At 40.9% G+C, this 16,322-nt stretch carries 15 protein-coding genes; all 15 read right to left on the bottom strand.

The features are described from left to right. Positions 1 to 9: 9 nt before the first annotated feature. Entirely contained in the window at positions 10 to 2,247 is a 2,238-nt protein-coding gene (locus tag EP1_RS01635; RefSeq protein WP_067622345.1) for an AAA family ATPase, read from the bottom strand. 26 nt (positions 2,248 to 2,273) lie between these two features. Next, positions 2,274 to 2,753, bottom strand: a complete 480-nt coding sequence (locus EP1_RS01630; protein ID WP_067622342.1) for a DUF6530 family protein — start codon at positions 2,751 to 2,753, stop codon at positions 2,274 to 2,276. Positions 2,754 to 2,913: 160 nt separating this feature from the next. Then, entirely contained in the window at positions 2,914 to 3,759 is an 846-nt protein-coding gene (locus EP1_RS01625) for a DegV family protein (protein ID WP_067622339.1), read from the bottom strand. 76 nt (positions 3,760 to 3,835) lie between these two features. After that, positions 3,836 to 5,032 (bottom strand): LCP family protein, encoded by a 1,197-nt coding sequence (locus tag EP1_RS01620; protein ID WP_067622336.1) that lies wholly within the window; start codon positions 5,030 to 5,032, stop codon positions 3,836 to 3,838. Between the two features lie 96 nt (positions 5,033 to 5,128). Next, a complete protein-coding gene (pheA, locus tag EP1_RS01615) occupies positions 5,129 to 5,977 on the bottom strand; it encodes a prephenate dehydratase (protein ID WP_067622334.1) in 849 nt (282 codons plus the stop codon). Next, positions 5,977 to 6,486 carry a shikimate kinase gene (locus tag EP1_RS01610; RefSeq protein ID WP_067622331.1) on the bottom strand — a complete coding sequence of 170 codons (510 nt, stop codon included), beginning with the start codon at positions 6,484 to 6,486 and terminating at the stop codon, positions 5,977 to 5,979. The genes pheA and EP1_RS01610 overlap by 1 nt, the downstream gene beginning before the upstream one ends. Before the next feature lie 125 nt (positions 6,487 to 6,611). Continuing rightward, a complete protein-coding gene (gene aroA, locus EP1_RS01605) occupies positions 6,612 to 7,883 on the bottom strand; it encodes a 3-phosphoshikimate 1-carboxyvinyltransferase (RefSeq protein WP_067622325.1) in 1,272 nt (423 codons plus the stop codon). Positions 7,884 to 7,887: 4 nt separating this feature from the next. Continuing rightward, the gene (locus tag EP1_RS01600) at positions 7,888 to 8,961 is read right to left on the bottom strand and encodes a prephenate dehydrogenase (RefSeq protein WP_067622322.1); all 1,074 of its coding nucleotides are present in this window, start codon (positions 8,959 to 8,961) and stop codon (positions 7,888 to 7,890) included. 16 nt (positions 8,962 to 8,977) lie between these two features. After that, complete coding sequence (gene aroC, locus EP1_RS01595; protein WP_067622320.1) at positions 8,978 to 10,138, bottom strand: chorismate synthase; 1,161 nt, start codon at positions 10,136 to 10,138, stop codon at positions 8,978 to 8,980. A 3-nt stretch (positions 10,139 to 10,141) separates the two neighbouring features. Then, positions 10,142 to 11,200 carry a 3-dehydroquinate synthase gene (aroB, locus tag EP1_RS01590; RefSeq protein WP_067622317.1) on the bottom strand — a complete coding sequence of 353 codons (1,059 nt, stop codon included), beginning with the start codon at positions 11,198 to 11,200 and terminating at the stop codon, positions 10,142 to 10,144. A gap of 41 nt (positions 11,201 to 11,241) precedes the next feature. Then, on the bottom strand, positions 11,242 to 12,285 hold the full coding sequence (aroF, locus tag EP1_RS01585; protein ID WP_067622314.1) for a 3-deoxy-7-phosphoheptulonate synthase: 1,044 nt from the start codon (positions 12,283 to 12,285) through the stop codon (positions 11,242 to 11,244). Between the two features lie 21 nt (positions 12,286 to 12,306). Beyond that, a complete protein-coding gene (gene aroE / locus EP1_RS01580) occupies positions 12,307 to 13,185 on the bottom strand; it encodes a shikimate dehydrogenase (RefSeq protein ID WP_067622311.1) in 879 nt (292 codons plus the stop codon). A 452-nt stretch (positions 13,186 to 13,637) separates the two neighbouring features. After that, positions 13,638 to 14,420, bottom strand: coding sequence for an ABC transporter ATP-binding protein (locus EP1_RS01575; protein WP_067622308.1), 783 nt, complete (start codon positions 14,418 to 14,420; stop codon positions 13,638 to 13,640). A 4-nt stretch (positions 14,421 to 14,424) separates the two neighbouring features. Continuing rightward, positions 14,425 to 15,306 (bottom strand): ABC transporter permease, encoded by an 882-nt coding sequence (locus EP1_RS01570; protein ID WP_067622305.1) that lies wholly within the window; start codon positions 15,304 to 15,306, stop codon positions 14,425 to 14,427. Positions 15,307 to 15,310: 4 nt separating this feature from the next. Next, positions 15,311 to 16,321 (bottom strand): tryptophan ABC transporter substrate-binding protein, encoded by a 1,011-nt coding sequence (trpX, locus tag EP1_RS01565; protein ID WP_067622303.1) that lies wholly within the window; start codon positions 16,319 to 16,321, stop codon positions 15,311 to 15,313. Position 16,322: the final 1 nt, after the last annotated feature.

Here is a 16,322-nt window from a genome sequence, read left to right as displayed (position 1 = left end):
AGGATTTTTTTAAATAAAACGAGCTATCAATTGTAGCAGTTGTTGTGGCAGAGTAGAAATATCTGAAATATCGACAAAATTATTTTCCCCATAGAGTAAACGTAGTTGTTCTTTGTCCTCACCTATTGCACATGCGATAAATAAAATGCCTTTCCTCTTGTACTCCGTTAAAACTTCTTGAATATCTTGTTTAGCTCGTTCACCTGTATAATCTGGTAAAGCTTTGGGCTGCCCGTCGCTGATTGAAAGCAACAATTTGGTGTCGGCGGATTGCTGACTTAACTTTTCGGCTAATAACCGCAATGGCACTCCATCTCGATTATTTTGTCGCGGCTTCATTGTCGCGATTTTAGCTGCGATAAAATCATAGCCATCATCAAATTCTTTATAAGAATAGATCGAAGTCTTTTCTCGTTGACTTAAATCAGCGGAGTCTCCGTAGAGCATTAATGGGATATGCGTCTTTTCGGCGAATAAACTTAGTGCAACGGCCGCCAATTTGGCATTCTGCATCCGATCATCCCGCAGCATTGAACCAGATTCATCTACCCGAACAGCTAATGCCAAAGAAGGTTGGTCAGTAGGCGGATTTTTCTTATCGAAATTGCGCAAATCACCATAAGCCACACGGCTAGGATTAAAGCGTGCACCATAATATTTTCCACTACTATAATCACTACTGATCTCTTTAGCTAACAGGTCATTTATAACGCGACTCAAGCTGTCTACTTCAGGAAGGACTTTTTTAGCTAAATCCGCCCCATCTTTGATTGCTGCTTCTGTAATTTTTGGTCGATGTAAAATCGTTCCTTCTTTCGCATGAATCGTGTCTTTTAAACTTTCACGAATCGCTTTATTTAACTCTTTTCGCTTGGTTTTATCTAGTTCAGCCAATTCATCCAAAGACATTGCCGAACCGATTTTTTCGGCTTCATCGACGGCCCCGGTCTGACTTTGCGCCTCCGTATCTTTCCGCTCAGCCTCAGCCGGAATGGCTACGGTCTCGGCGGCTTCTTCTTTTGAGGTTGCAGCTTCCGTCTCCAACGTTTCAGTTTTGGCAGATTCCCTCGCCTCACTAGTATCAGGAGCCTCATTTTTTAAGGTCGCTTCTTCGGCCTCTTCGTGAATATTTCGTTGCTCTGCTTCTAATTGACTGATCCTGCGACCTTTACGCATTTTTTGTTGATTTTTAGCTTGTTGCAAGTCGACTAATAAGCGGCTCTGATCCAAAGCTTCTTGTAAGATCGTTAGTTCGGTCTCATCCGTTGTTAGCTTATATAAAACTTTAGGGAAGATACTTGCCAACGGATCTTGGCCTTGTTTCAAGCTGTTGACCCAGAAAAAGTAAGACCGCATGCCGGCAACCCCTTTGATTGCATTGGCTTTGGCAGTTTCATCTAGTAGGCGGATGATTTTGGCCATAATCTCTAAATAATCTCGATCCGTAAAATTCGTTTTTGCAATGGCGCGTTCGACCATTACTTCGATCGATGGCAGGTCCATTTTTTCAGCATGTTGGACACGATCTCGCAAAGATTCATTCAACGGTCGATTGCCTTGATAATTTCGATTTGTTGTGATTACCACGACGCAATCCGGATGCCGACGAATAATCCCCGTAGGAATGTTTAGCAAGCCATTTGGTTCTAAAGCAGAATTCAAGGCCACCAAAACGGAAGCATCACGAATCACTGTTGGTTCTTGAATTTCTAATAAGTAGCCTTTTTGCATGGCACGGACAATTTCAGAAGGATAAAATTTATATTCCACTTCAGTTGAACGTTCTGTTTGTTCGATTCGTTCAATCAAATGACTTAAGCGTTCCTTCGCTTGATGTGGATCAATTTGAAAATGGTTTTCGATCGCTACTAAAACCTGCTGTAAGGAATCTGTTTGATAAATCGCTTCTAATAATTCTTGATCCTCTTCCTCATCGGCGATCACTACCGGCAATAGAGCACCAAAGACATCGGTTTTATCCATATCGGCAAAGCAAGTTACTTTCGTATAGGGTAATTGTAAATCAGCTGACAGTGCCCGTGCTAGTTGTGTTTTGCCTGAACCAGCATCACCTTCGAGTAAAACATTCATAATCTTCATCTCAGGATCAAGCCAGTTTTGCTTGATTTCAGAAGCCACCCTTAATTCTTCTTGACTAGTTTTATGACTCTTAGGTTTCTGCCAGATCATGTGCTGTTCTAATCTGGTAAATTTTCGACCTTCTGTTACGACAAAAGGGTTATCCATCTCTCTCACCCCGTAATTCGTTTTTTTTAATAGCCTAACTCATCTAATAAACGTTTTAAAGTACGATAACGTTGCGCAATCAAGTCGCCATCTTTGTTCATCGTGTCATTAAATAAAATGATATCCTCATCAATTTTAGGATTTTCTGTGTCAACTTTCACTTCCATTCGGCCACCTTGTAGCCCAATAATCTCGACTTGCGGATTTTCTGGATCGTAAAATTTTTCATAACGATAAGCATCTTGTAAATAAATACTGGATTGCGCTACCAGGATCGCTAAATCTAAAATCCGGGTAATCGGTAACTCTTCTGATTGGCGCGACCACTTCTCACCAGTATGTCGCCATACTTTTCCAGAAATATCGACACGTCCACGATCATTCCATTGCGCCAATCCCAAAGTTAAGCCTTTAGCATCACTTTCCCAAGCATTATGTCCATCGATTTTATCATAGTCTTCTACTAGAAAAACCGGTTTGTGTTTCAGATTTGTTGGTATTTTCATCAGAATCCCTCCCAATTAAGTTAACTGACGCAGACTGATCTTTTCCTGCATCAATTATTTACTAAATTACTAATTTACTAAAGTAAGAGTACGTAATTCAGGAGATTTTTGCAAATAAAAAAACTCACTAACTGAGACGAGTCAGTTAGCGAGTCATACTTTATTTAGCAACCCCTAAAGCGATCGCTTTATCGCCTAAATGTGTTCCGATGACTGGACCAAAAGTTCCAACATCAATCGTTGCATCAGGATATTTTTGTCTTAATTTCTCATACTCCTGCTGCGCCAATTCTGGATTATTCCCATGGATCACGTAGATCCGTAATTCTGCATCCTGTTCTTGCCGGCGTTCTTCAATGATATCTTCCGTCCGCTGCAAAGCTTTTTTCAAAGAACGGATTTTTTCTGCTAAGACGATTTTCCCATCTTCAAAAGTCAAGATTGGTTTAATCTTTAGCAGTCCACCGATAATCGCCGCGCCATTGGTTAAGCGACCTCCGCGAACAAGATTGTCTAAGTCGTCTACGATAATATAAGCATTGGTTGTATCGCGAATCTCATCCAGCGCTGCTAAAACCTCTTCTAAGGCTTTTCCTTGATCACTCATTTCGAGGGCTTTTTCAACCATATAACCCATTGGCACGCTAGTAATCTTAGAGTCGTAAGGAATGATGCGCAAATCGGGAATATCTTCCTTGATCGCATTTAACGTACGGACAAAACCGGAAATGCCTTCCGATAAGTGAATACTGATAATTGTGTCATAGCCTTGTTCTTTAAGTGAACGGTACAATTCGTAAACTTCACCAAGCACCGGCTGTGAGGTTTTCGGAAAATCTTTGCTACTTTTTAGTTTCTGATAAAACTCTTCATAACCGATATTCACCCCTTCTTCAAAAGGCTGATCATCAATAATGACCGGTATCGGAATAATAAAAAGATCTTTATGATTGCGGATGCGTTCATTTAGATAGGCGGTACTATCTGTCACGATCGCTAATTTCATAATCGCTTCCTCGTTTCAATCAAAATTTACAATAAATATAATATAGCATATTCAGCCAACCAAGGGAATGAAAAATCTATTCCTTGCTCAAAAAGGCCTGAACGGCTTGTGCATTTTGCACTGTATCGACTGCCAAAGCACTGCCAGCGTTAGCAGTATCAATATATGACCATGAACCGTCAACTGGGAGAGTCAGGCGCTCGATGCCACCAATTGCTTTAGCGAAATTGAAAAGATTTCCTAAAACAAATGTGTTGGGCATATCCGTCGATAAGTAGCCCCAAATTTTTCCGGCTGCATAAGGTCCACGTAATAATACTAATGGGTTCTTTAATTGACTAAAGACGGAACCCATGACTTGCTGTTGTCTACGAACTCGACCAAAATCGCCTTCTTCATCCATTCTAAAACGAGCATAGTTCAGTAAGGTATGACCATTCATCCGCTGCGGTCCCTTAGTGATCGGCTCATCGATATAGGCACTCATATCTTTTTCCGCATCGATTTGTACACCACGGGGAAACAAAGCATCGACCCCTTTTTCAAAGGTCTGGAAGTCCACCATCGCATAATAACGACAATCAATCCCAAAATTATCTTTTAAGGTTTGACGAACCAAATCTGCACCGCCGTACGCGTAAGCAGCATTTAATTTATTTTGGCCGACACCAGGAATGTCGACATACATATCCCGCATAAAGGAAACTAATTTAGGCTTTCCTCTCCCATCGACCTGCAAGACCATCATAGAATCGGATCGACCACTCAAATTATCCCGCGTATCACTACCTAGTAAAAGAATATTTTTTGTTCCGTCCGCTGATTCGACTCCATTGAATTCTTGCGTTTCAATTGGGGGCATCGATGAATCATGCTTAGCTGCAAAATTTCCGACCGCAAAGGCGACGACTGAGTAAGCTAATAACCCCAACAGGATCATCAATAAAAATTTGCGCCAACTGCGTTTTTTCCTAGGTTTTTGTTCATAAGAATTCTTGGGGGTGCGTCGAAAAGGATTTTTAATAGCAGGTAATTTGAAAGCTAAACGCCGCTTTTTCGTTTTTTGATTTGGTTCCTGATAATGATCTTCATAATAAAATTCTCTTTCAGGTTCATAATCTCTTTCCTGATAAGTTGGTTCCGTTGATTGAAAAAGCTGCTTGTCTTCGTCAGCTCTTTCTGGCTTTTTCACTTCACGTCGAAAGCCAAAAGATTTTTTATCTTCCTTCTGACTTTCCTTGTGAATTTTTTTATATTTATCCATTCGGCTCATGGTGCACCTCTTTATCTGATTACTATTAGTATTAAAATAGCAAATCATCTGAACTTTGTCTTATTTTTTTCAAAAAAAATTAGAAAACCTTAACTACTAAGATTTTCTAACCGTTGGGCGATAGGTTGGGTAATCACCGATTAAAGTAACCGCAAAATTCTGGCTTTTTAATCGTTGTAAAACTTTTTGTAAACAATCCTCTTGAGGCGTCTCTAAGTCAATAATAAAGAAATATTCGCCTAATTTAGTTTTTTGCGTGCGCGATTCAATCTTTGTCAGATTAATTTTTTCTTCCGAAAAGACAGCCAAACATTGATAAAGTGCTCCAGGATGATCCGCAGCCAAGTCAAACAAAACGGTGGCCTTATTTTTACCTGACACTAACTCCGTTGCCAATGGTTTTTCGCCTAAAATCCAAAAACGAGTCTCGTTTTCGTCAATCGATTGAATGTTTCTTTGAACAATCGTTAAACCAAATTGTCTAGCCGCTTCTTCTGACCCAATCGCGGCATAGTGACTAGCTGGATGATCTGCGACTTTTTTGGCTCCCTGTGCCGTTGAACTCATTTGCTCGATAGCCACCGTAGGAAAGTGGCTCATAAGGAACACTTGCGACTGAGCTAACGCCTGCTGGTGGCTACAGATTAATTCGGTTTCTTGCCAACGCTGGGCATGCTTGGGATGGACCATTAACTGCTGTTGAATTGGTAATGTTATTTCCCCTTGAATGGTTGGCAATGTTTGAAAAATCAGATCTAAGGTAGGTAGTACTGAGCCTTCAATCGTATTTTCGATAGGAACAACACAATAATCCAAAGTTTGCTTTCTTTGTTCCTCCAACAGTGCTGTGAGTGATTCATAAGGAAACAAAACTTCATCGCTGAAAAAATTTCTAGCTGCGCTATAAGTGAATGAGCCTTTTGGTCCTAAATAGCCAACTTTCATTACGACACACCCTCAACTTGTTGAATAATCTCGTTAACAATATCTTGGGGCAATTTCTCTGAAGTATCCACGGTGATCTTCGCAAGTTTTTCATACAATTTTTCCCTTGAGTAAAAAAGTCGTTTCAAGTCGCCATCCGCATTTTTAAGCGCCAACGGTCGAATATTCACCTTATCTTCCCGAATTCGTTTTACCAGTACGTTTGCATCTGCCTTTAAATAGACGACTAATTTATTCGATAATACTTTTTGATTTTCTTTTTGCAAAATGACGCCACCACCCGTCGCAATCACGGCCTCTTCATTCAAAGCTTCTTTTAAAAGCGCTGTCTCATTCTTACGGAAAGAATCTTCCCCATGCTTTTCGAAGTAATCGTTGATCGGTTGACCGATTCGTTCGACTAAAACATCATCCATGTCTACCACACGGACATTCAGTGTAGCAGCGAGTTCTCTACTAATGGTAGTTTTTCCGGCTCCCATAAAGCCGATTAAGACGATTGATTCCATAAGACATTCTCCTCGTTCATTTTAATGTAGTGATTTCCGCTGTCCAACAAGTCCAATAATTAAGTAGCGATCGGATTTTTCACTGCTGGTCAGCACAAGTTCAATTCTCAGCCTCAGCCGATAATTTAAAGTAGTGCACTTAAGTCGTTAAAAAAGCTTGGATAAGAGATATTGATTGCCTCTGGATTATTTAAATCCACGGATTCTTTCGTCAATAAGGCGGCAATCTGTAGCATCATACCAATCCGGTGATCTCCATGGCTATCAACGTCTCCACCATGTAACGCTGTGGGTCCATGGATGATTAGTCCGTCTTCTGTAGTTTCGATATTTGCCCCTAATTTATTCAGTTCTTGAGCAGTCGCGTCAATTCGATTGGTTTCTTTGACTTTCAATTCTTGAGCATCCCGAATGATAGTTGTTCCGGTTGCTTGTGTTGCTGCTAAGGCAATAATCGGCAATTCATCAATTAAACGAGGAATAATTTCTCCACCAATCTCAACGGCTTTCAAGGGTGCAGATTTAATCAGAAGATCTGCCGCTTGGTTTTGTGCATCAAGTGCTGTCTGACGAATATTCGCCCCCATCTCTTGTAAGACATCTAGAATTCCGGTGCGCGTCGGGTTGATACCAACGTGTTTTAACTCAAGCGCACTATTAGGAAGTAAACTGGCTGCCACTAGGTAAAAAGCTGCAGAGGAAATATCACCAGGTACCGTTACTTCTTGACCAATTAACTTTTGTCCACCAGGTACCGTGAGTTCTTTACCTTCTATTGAAATACTACCACCGAATTGTTTGATCATTTCCTCAGTATGATTACGTGATTTTTCTTTTTCGATAATAGTAGTTGACCCTTCTGCTTGCAGTGCCGCAAAAAGAATTGCTGACTTTACTTGTGCACTGGCGATCGGCATTTCATACGTAATCGCTACTAGCGGACTGCCTTGTACCTCGATTGGCGGAAATTCGCTGCCCATTTCTCCCTGTAACTTTCCACCCATCATTCTCAGTGGTCCCATCACACGTTCCATCGGGCGACGATTTAGCGAAGCATCTCCGGCAATTTTTGCAGAAAATGACTGCCCAGCTAAGATTCCTAATACTAAGCGCATAGTTGTTCCAGAATTTCCCGCATCTAATGGCTGTTTAGCCGCTTTTAAATGATCAAAACCCTTTCCGTCAATGATGATATCTGTTCCATCATCCTTGATCGTAACGCCTAATGCTTTAATGACTGCCACGGTACTCAAACAATCTTCCGCTCTTAAAAAATTGTGAACGATCGTTTTTCCATGGCTGATTGCGCCAAACATAATGCTGCGATGAGAAATGGATTTATCGGCTGGAACGACTAAGATGCCATTCAGTCCCGTTTTACTTTCTAATAGTTTCATTGGTTCAACTCCTTCTGCGACAACGAAAATCGGCTTTTTCAATTAATAATTGTCCTTTATCCAAATCGGCTTGATTTTTAAATGAAAGTTCTAAAACACCAAAGATGTCTTCGCGGGTTTCTTGAATCTTCAAGTTAATAATAGAGATATCCACCTCACTAATGAGTGTCATGACCTTAGCGATTGCTCCAGCGATATCAGGGATATCAATGTACAGATCGTAGAAGGCTGGAATAACACCATGGTCTTTGGTCGGTAACTTATCCCGCGAATGTTTAGCTTGACTAAAAAAATTGTAAATGGCCGGTTGGTCTTCTTTTACTAGACTCTCATGAATCTTGCCCATTTCAGCTTGCCAACGATTGATCAAATCTAGTAAAATCGAACGATTGGTCAGTAGAATATCTGTCCACATTTGTGGGTCGGATGAAGCGATTCGAGTGATATCTCGAAAACCGCCTGCTGCTAGCTGCGTGGCCCGAGGATGTTCTTTTACTAACTGATCGCTCATTTTTACCAAACCTGATGCCACAATATGTGGTAAGTGACTCAAGACACCGACAATTTCATCGTGAGCTTCAGGTTCGATCACAACAATCTTTGCTCGCGTCGGTACCAACAGCTCCATTAGCGGCTCGACATTCGCTCCTTCAGATGGGGTCAAAATATAGTAAGCTTCCTCGAAAAGATTCGGATTCCCTGCTTTGACCCCGGATTTATGAGAGCCCGCCATTGGATGTCCCCCAATAAACGTAAATGGTAAGGTTTTGGCTAATTTCATGACTTCATTTTTTGTACTACCGGTATCTGTCACGATGACAGTTTTTTTTAAAGGTAAATGTGACAGTTCATTTAAGTAATGTAAGGTAGATAGAACGGGTACGGCTAAAATAATAATGTCCATCTCAGATGCATTTTCAATAGAAGCAATGTGATCGACTAAGCCAACTTCACGAGCAATTTCACGGGTTTCCTTCGAATAATCCCAGCCGTACAACTCAATCGTTGCATTTTTAATTGCGCGGCATAATGAAGCGCCGATTAAACCGAGTCCTAAGACGAACACTTTTTTTCTCATAGTCCTACCCGCTTTCTTAAAAGTTTTTGACTGCTTCCCGGTATTCTGCGACCGCTTGTTGCAATTCATCCATTGTATCAGCCGAGAATTTCTCTAAAATTTCTTCTGCTAAAACTGTTGCAACGACATGTTCCGCCACGACAGATGCTGCAGGAACCGCTGTACTGTCTGAACGTTCAACGCTGGCTTTGTATGGTTCTTTAGTATCGATATCAACGCTCATTAACGGTTTGTATAAAGTCGGGATTGGCTTCATGACACCGCGAACGATGATTTGTTCACCATTTGTCATCCCGCCTTCAAATCCGCCAAGGTGGTTGCTGGTTCGGCTGTAGCCTTCATTCCAGACGATCTCATCCATAACTTTTGAGCCTGGTTGATGCGCGGCTTCAAACCCGATACCAAATTCCACTCCTTTAAAGGCATTGATACTCAGCATAATTTGCGCTATCTTGCCATCCAACTTACGGTCCCATTGGACATAGCTGCCTAAGCCAGCTGGCACATTGTCGGTTCGTACTTCTACGACTCCGCCGATTGTATCACCGGCTTTTTTGGTTTGATCAATCAATTCTTTGACTGATTCTTCAACGGTCTGATCGACCATATTGACTTCAGAAACGGCTGCTTTGGTTTGAATCTCCTTAACGCTTAAGTTTTCAGGAACTTCCGCTTCGATCCCACCGAGTATTGCTACATGACTAGCGATCTCAATGTCAACAGCGGCTAATATTTGTTTGGCTAAGGCTCCAACGGCCACGCGCATCGTTGTTTCACGAGCAGATGAACGTTCCAATACATTTCTTAGATCACTGTGATGATATTTCATGCCACCGACTAAATCCGCATGTCCAGGTCGGGGTTTTGCGACCCGCCGTAATTTTTCCACTTTTTCTTCTACTGGTTCAACAGACATGACTTTCTGCCAGTTTTTCCAATCGCGATTTTCCACGATCATGGTGATTGGAGATCCTAATGTTTTACCATGGCGTACGCCAGAAGTGATGCGAACTTGATCTTTTTCGATCTTCATTCGCCCACCACGACCGTAGCCACCTTGTCTTCTTGCTAGTTCGTGATTGATTGCTTCAACGGAAAGTGTCAGCCCTGCTGGAACACCTTCGATGATAGTGGTTAATTCTGGTCCATGAGATTCTCCAGCTGTTAAGTAACGCATAAACTACTTCCCTTCTATTAAATAATCCTTCATTTCAGTTATTTTTATTTTTTGAATTTTTGCTTGACCGATTTTATCTAATAAAATGATATTCAAGCTGTCACCCCGAGCCTTTTTATCATGGGTAATGGCCGAATAAAATTTTTCTGTTTCCCATGGTTGATATGAGACAGGTAATCCATACTTTTGATTCATCGCAATTAGCTGGTCGGAGATGCCGGCCGGAGTTAACTTCTTCAATTCCGCTGTTTGGGAAATCTTAACCATACCAATCGCAACCGCTTCTCCGTGGCTGATTTTTCCATAACCAGCCGTATTTTCAAGTGCGTGGCCAATCGTATGACCAAAATTCAACAAAAGTCGTGAACCATTATCAAATTCATCTTCCTCAACGACCGTTTTTTTCACTTGCAAAGCCTTCAAAATGATTGCTTCACTATTTGTTAAAAGCTCTTGGATTCCTGTTAGTTCCTCAAGGTCTTTCCATAATGAAGCATCACTAATCGCACCACATTTAATAATTTCAGCAATTCCTTCACGAACCCGAACATCGGGTAAGGTGTTCAATGTTTCTGGATCAATCAATACCCCGTCCGGTTGAGCAAACGTTCCAATCATATTTTTAGCTTTACTTGAGTTGACGGCGGTTTTTCCCCCAATACTTGAATCAACTTGAGCCAATAGTGATGTTGGAATTTGAACAAAAGCAATCCCCCGCATATAAGTTGAGGCGACAAAACTTGCCAAATCGCCAACGACCCCTCCACCTAATGCGATGATGGCATCACTACGGGTAAACTGTTGATCAGCTAGAAAATCATAAAGCTGGTTTGCCATTTCTAACGACTTACTGCTTTCTCCAGATGGTACGACATAATGACAAACTTCATAGTCAACTAATTGTTGTTGAACCGTATCACCATAAAGCGGAAAAACATGATCATCGCTGATAATCGCAATTTTTTTATTTTGCCATAGTGAAGCGATCCATTCACCGACAGTCTCCAAAGCATGATGCTTTACAATAATTTCATAGCTTTTATCTGGTAAAACAATTTCCATCAAACGTTCCTCCTCGTTCGCGCTATAAAAATAATGGGCTTTTATTTAATAAGTGAAGGCTCTTTTTCAAGTGCTTTGATTTTTTGCATCGCTTCAACTAAAATTTCCACTTCACTCATCATTTGCAAGTAATTTTTCTCATTCAATGATTGTTCGCCATCCGACCATGCGTGTAATGGATCTGGATGAATTTCCACGATCATGCCATCGGCTCCGGCGGCGACCCCAGCTCGTGCCATCGGTCCCACTAAATCCCAAACACCGGTTCCATGACTTGGATCAACAATAATTGGGAAATGGCTCATTTTCTTAATTAATGGAACTGCGCTTAGATCAAAAGTATTTCGAGTGGCAGTTTCGTAGGTCCGAATCCCGCGTTCTATGAAGATAATTTTTGAATTGCCTTGAACAGCGATGTATTCCGCCGCGTTCAACCATTCTTGGATCGTTCCTGAGATTCCCCGTTTCAGGCCAATTGGTTTGCCTGTTTTACCAACAGCTTCTAATAGACGAAAGTTTTGCATGTTGCGGGCACCAATTTGAATAATGTCTGCGTATTGGCAAACTACATCGATATGGGCTTCGTCCATCACTTCTGTAATCACTTTTAGGCCATGGGCATCAGCGGCTTTACGCATAATCTTCAAGCCTTCTTCACCCAGTCCTTGGAAAGCGTAGGGAGAAGTCCGCGGTTTGTAGGCTCCACCTCGTAAGATTTTTGCTCCACCGGCTTTGGCCATCCGTGCTGTTTCCATGATTTGTTCTTCGCCTTCCACTGAACAAGGACCAGCCATCGTTACAAAGCTACCATCTCCAATTTTTACACCATCGACATCAACGACTGTATCTTGCGGATGGAATTCTCTTGAAGTCAATTTGTACGTGTTTGAAATGGCGACTGCCCGTTCAACGACACTGTAAGCTTGAAATGGTACATTTTGGATAATTTTAGGATCTCCTAGTAGACCTAAGACTAAGCGATCTTTACCATGATTAATCTGAACATCTAATCCTTCTTCTTTAATACGTGATAAGATGGGTGACAATTCTGCCTCTTGAATTCCTTTTTTAATAATTAAAATCATACGAATAACTTCCTTCACATTTTATTTTTTAATTTCTTGTTCCAATAACGGTTGAATTAATGCTACCGGCATTTCTTCACCTGTCCAAAGCTTGAAAGCGGCGGCTCCTTGATAAAGTAGCATCCCTAAACCATTCACGGTGATAGCGCCTATTTCTTTGGCCGCTTTTAACAGTTTGGTTTCGCCGGGATGATAGATGACATCGAAAACAGGAAGATCTTTTCTTAATAAGGTTGTATTAGGCAAAGGCATTTGCTCTGTATCAGGAGCCATACCTATATTTGTGGCATTAATCAATAAACTACTTGCGGCTATACTAGCTGTTAGTTGTGCTTCATCCGCTAAATCATGTAATTGAATTTGACAATCGGTTTCTGCGGCAATCTCCGCAAGTTTTGGTTCAATTTTTCGATAAAAATCGTCTTTGATATTGAAAACATCAATTGCTTTGACGCCATCGATCGCAGCTTGGGTAATAATTGCAGTGGCTGCTCCACCGGCTCCCAGAATCGTCATTCTTTTGCCGATAATTTCTATCCCGTTTTGCTTCAAACTTGCCATACAACCACTACCGTCTGTGTTGTGTCCAATTAATTTACCTTTTTGATTGACAATCGTATTGATTGCCCCGATCAAACGAGCTGCTTGACTGAGCTCATCCACATAGTTGATAGCCGCCATTTTATGGGGCATCGATAAATTGATTCCCAACATTTCAAGGTTACGGATCGCTTGGATACTTTCTCCCAATCGTTCAGGTTGAATGTCAAAGCTTAAATAGATTGCATCAACCCCTGTTGCTTGAAAGGCTGTTGTGTGCATCAGCGGTGAAAAGCTATGCCTTGCTGGCAAGGCATATAACCCTGCTAACCGTGTTTTTCCAGAAATTTCTTTTTCCATCTTTCTCACTCCTTCAGATAAATAATAACCTTCAATCAGCGACTTAAACCCAGCTGTTAGGAAATTGATGAACTCATTTCCCCAAAAATAATTCTACTAAAAGATCAAGTAGAACTAACAAAAAGGCCCACTGTAGAAAATCTACAATGAGCCTAGTCTCCAAAATAAATTGAATCCAAAGAAAAAGCCACTATAGATTTTCATCTATGTGGCATTAAGTCATCCTTAATATCTCTAGCCATCATAGATACAAACTGGTTGTCCGTTTGCATCCATGAACCATGAACACAAACCTATCTAAAATAGCTAAAGTAATAATTATTCAGTTGTGTGTGCGTATTCTTATTTGTATTCATAAAATTCGCTCCAAACTGATTTAAGATTGAACTTAGTATATTGCGCTTGATAAAATAAGTCAACCTATTTTTTAAATTTTCTGCAAATAATTTTATTTACATTACTTCAGCTACAGTTTCGCCTTCTTCAAAAAGCAGGAATAAATCGCCTAATGTCATCCGTTGTTTCTCTTCACCTCGAATATCTTTCACGATCTGACCTTTTTCCATTACGATCACACGATCACCATAATTCAAGGCATCTTCCATTTTATGCGTGACCATTAGGCAAGTCAGTTTTTCTTCTTTGATGCGCTGATCGGTCAGCAACATTAACTGTTTCGCTGTTTTCGGATCGAGTGCAGCTGTATGCTCGTCTAAAAGTAATAAATCGGGTTTGGTGATAGTGGCCATCAGTAAACTCAAGGCTTGGCGCTGTCCCCCGGAGAGAAAACCGGTTGGTGTATCAAGATGGTTCTCCAGTCCGTTACCGATTAGTTTGCACAATTTATGATATAGTTCTTTCTTTTGATTTAACTGTCGTTGTTTCAAACGACGTTTTTGCCCACGTTTTTCAGCCAATCCTAAATTCTCAGCTACGGTCAATCGTGGAGCAGTCCCCATCTTAGGATCTTGGAAAACACGGGCGATGGAAACTGCCCGCTGCTCCTCTGAAAGCTTCGTGAGGTCTTTTCCCATGACCGAAACAGTTCCGCTATCTAGTTGTAGGCTGCCGGAAATACTGTTAAAGAGGGTACTTTTCCCAGCCCCATTTCCGCCTAAGACGGTGACAAACTCCCCAGGAACGATCGTCAAATCGACATTATTCAAAATTTTACGTTGATCGTTAATTCCATTACTGATGGTTTTACTGGCATTTCTTACTTCTAAAGCATTCATCCAATCACTCCTCCTTTTCCAAGCCCGTTTTCAAATTCAACGCTTCTTTCAACCGCGGGATCATCAAACATAACGCTAAAATAATCGAAGAGAAAATTTTCAAGTAAGTAGTATCTAAGCCTGCTTTGATGATGATCAAGATTAATAACTGATAAATGATACTTCCCAAAACAATCGCTACTAAACGTTCAATAAAAGTCACTTCGCCATATAATACTTCACCAATGATGATAGAAGCGAGCCCAATCACAATCACCCCGACCCCTTTGCCAATATCGGCATATCCGTCATTTTGTGCGATTAGTGCCCCTGATAATGCGATCACGCCATTCGATAATGTTAAGCCGATTACTTTCATGCGGTCCGTATTGATACCAATCGAGCGCGCCATGTTTTCATTATCGCCAGTTGCAATATAGGCTTGACCAAAATCAGTGAAAAAGAAGAAAAGCAACAAAGCGATAAGAATCAGGATAGCTACTAGACCTAATAAGACGATGTCAAAATGATCTGGCAAATTTAGATTTGTAAAAAAATCTTGAATTTTTGGTTGTTTCAATAAAGAGAGATTCGGTGTTTGCATCACAAACAACATCACCGAATTCAAACCTGACATGACGAGAATTCCAGCTAAAATGACTGGAATTTTCCCTTTGGTATACAGGATACCGGTAACAAAGCCCGCACACATCCCGGCAACAATTCCTAATAACGTCGCAAGAAGCGGAGAAACTCCGTGGGTAATGGCCGTCACGCAAACGGCTCCTCCCAATGGAAATGATCCTTCTGTCGTCATATCAGGAAAGTTTAAAATTCGATAGGTCATGAAAATCCCTAAACCTAAGATTCCCCATAAAAAACCTTGTCCAATCGCTGAAATTATCATTTGTCTATTCTCCTTTAACGACTTCTGCTTTTTCTTTGATATTTTCTGGAATCGTAATCCCTAATTCCTTCGCCTTTTCTTCATTGATGATCATATCGCCATAATCAATCACATTGACTGGTGTGCTTGCTGGTTTAGCTTTACCACTTAAAACATCTGCTGCCATTTTGCCAGATTCAACACCTAATTCGAATTGATTTTGACCGACAGTTGCAATCCCGCCTTCTTTCACCATATTATCGACCGAGACAAAAACTGGTTTTTTAGCTTTATCCGATTCGCTAATCATTGTTTGAAAGGCACTGGCAATCGTATTATCTTGTGGAATATATAAATAATCGGTTTCTTGACAAGCTTGCTGGGTAATTTGAGCAATATCATTACTTGAACTAATGGCATATTTTTTAACAGTCAGTCCATCTTTAGTCGCTCGTTTTTCTGCCCGCTCGATCTGTGACTTAGAATTTTCTTCTGATGAAGAATAGATCATCCCAACCGTTTTCGCTTCAGGAAACATTTCCTTAGCCATATCTAGTTGCTGATCAACGGGAGTCAGATTGTTTACACCAGTAATATTTCCTCCGGGATTTTTAAGATCTTTTACCAGACCTGCACCAATCGGATCACTAATTGCTGACATAATGATCGGTTTGTCACTTGTCGCATTCGCCAATGCCTTGGCTGCCGGCGTTGCTACGCCCACTAATACGTCTGAATTTTTATCCAATAATTGTTGACTCATACTATTCAATTTACTTTGGTCGCCTTGACCGTTTAAAAATTCAATCTTGATATTTTTTCCGTCTTCATAACCTTCTTGTTTTAATCCTTCAATCACTCCGTCTTTGATCTGATCCAATGATGGATGACTGATGAATTGTAAGATCCCGACTGTTTTCAACTCTTTTTTATCTTCGGTCGCGTTTGTTTGACGAGACCCCATTTGATAAGCAAACACTCCGATTAAAACAATTGCTAAAGCAATAATTGATCCGATAATCCCTTTATTTTTCATG

Origin of the sequence: Enterococcus pseudoavium NBRC 100491, from assembly GCF_001544295.1 — a bacterium.
GTDB classification, from domain to species: Bacteria; Bacillota; Bacilli; order Lactobacillales; family Enterococcaceae; genus Enterococcus_A; species Enterococcus_A pseudoavium.
The sequence above is the reverse complement of the archived record's forward strand: the minus strand, read 5'-3'. Positions and strand labels throughout refer to the sequence as shown.

Bases quoted from the DNA above. Each gene is read 5' to 3' on its own strand.
- pheA (WP_067622334.1), bottom strand. From the start codon at position 5,977: ATGAAAGTTGGCTATTTAGGACCAAAAGGCTCATTCACTTATAGCGCA.
- EP1_RS01620 (WP_067622336.1), bottom strand. From the start codon at position 5,032: ATGAGCCGAATGGATAAATATAAAAAAATTCACAAGGAAAGTCAGAAG.
- EP1_RS01575 (WP_067622308.1), bottom strand. From the start codon at position 14,420: ATGAATGCTTTAGAAGTAAGAAATGCCAGTAAAACCATCAGTAATGGA.
- EP1_RS01635 (WP_067622345.1), bottom strand. From the start codon at position 2,247: ATGGATAACCCTTTTGTCGTAACAGAAGGTCGAAAATTTACCAGATTA.
- trpX (WP_067622303.1), bottom strand. From the start codon at position 16,321: ATGAAAAATAAAGGGATTATCGGATCAATTATTGCTTTAGCAATTGTT.
- aroF (WP_067622314.1), bottom strand. From the start codon at position 12,285: ATGATTTTAATTATTAAAAAAGGAATTCAAGAGGCAGAATTGTCACCC.
- EP1_RS01625 (WP_067622339.1), bottom strand. From the start codon at position 3,759: ATGAAATTAGCGATCGTGACAGATAGTACCGCCTATCTAAATGAACGC.
- aroB (WP_067622317.1), bottom strand. From the start codon at position 11,200: ATGGAAATTGTTTTACCAGATAAAAGCTATGAAATTATTGTAAAGCAT.
- aroA (WP_067622325.1), bottom strand. From the start codon at position 7,883: ATGAAACTATTAGAAAGTAAAACGGGACTGAATGGCATCTTAGTCGTT.
- EP1_RS01570 (WP_067622305.1), bottom strand. From the start codon at position 15,306: ATGATAATTTCAGCGATTGGACAAGGTTTTTTATGGGGAATCTTAGGT.
- EP1_RS01630 (WP_067622342.1), bottom strand. From the start codon at position 2,753: ATGAAAATACCAACAAATCTGAAACACAAACCGGTTTTTCTAGTAGAA.
- aroC (WP_067622320.1), bottom strand. From the start codon at position 10,138: ATGCGTTACTTAACAGCTGGAGAATCTCATGGACCAGAATTAACCACT.
- EP1_RS01610 (WP_067622331.1), bottom strand. From the start codon at position 6,486: ATGGAATCAATCGTCTTAATCGGCTTTATGGGAGCCGGAAAAACTACC.
- EP1_RS01600 (WP_067622322.1), bottom strand. From the start codon at position 8,961: ATGAGAAAAAAAGTGTTCGTCTTAGGACTCGGTTTAATCGGCGCTTCA.
- aroE (WP_067622311.1), bottom strand. From the start codon at position 13,185: ATGGAAAAAGAAATTTCTGGAAAAACACGGTTAGCAGGGTTATATGCC.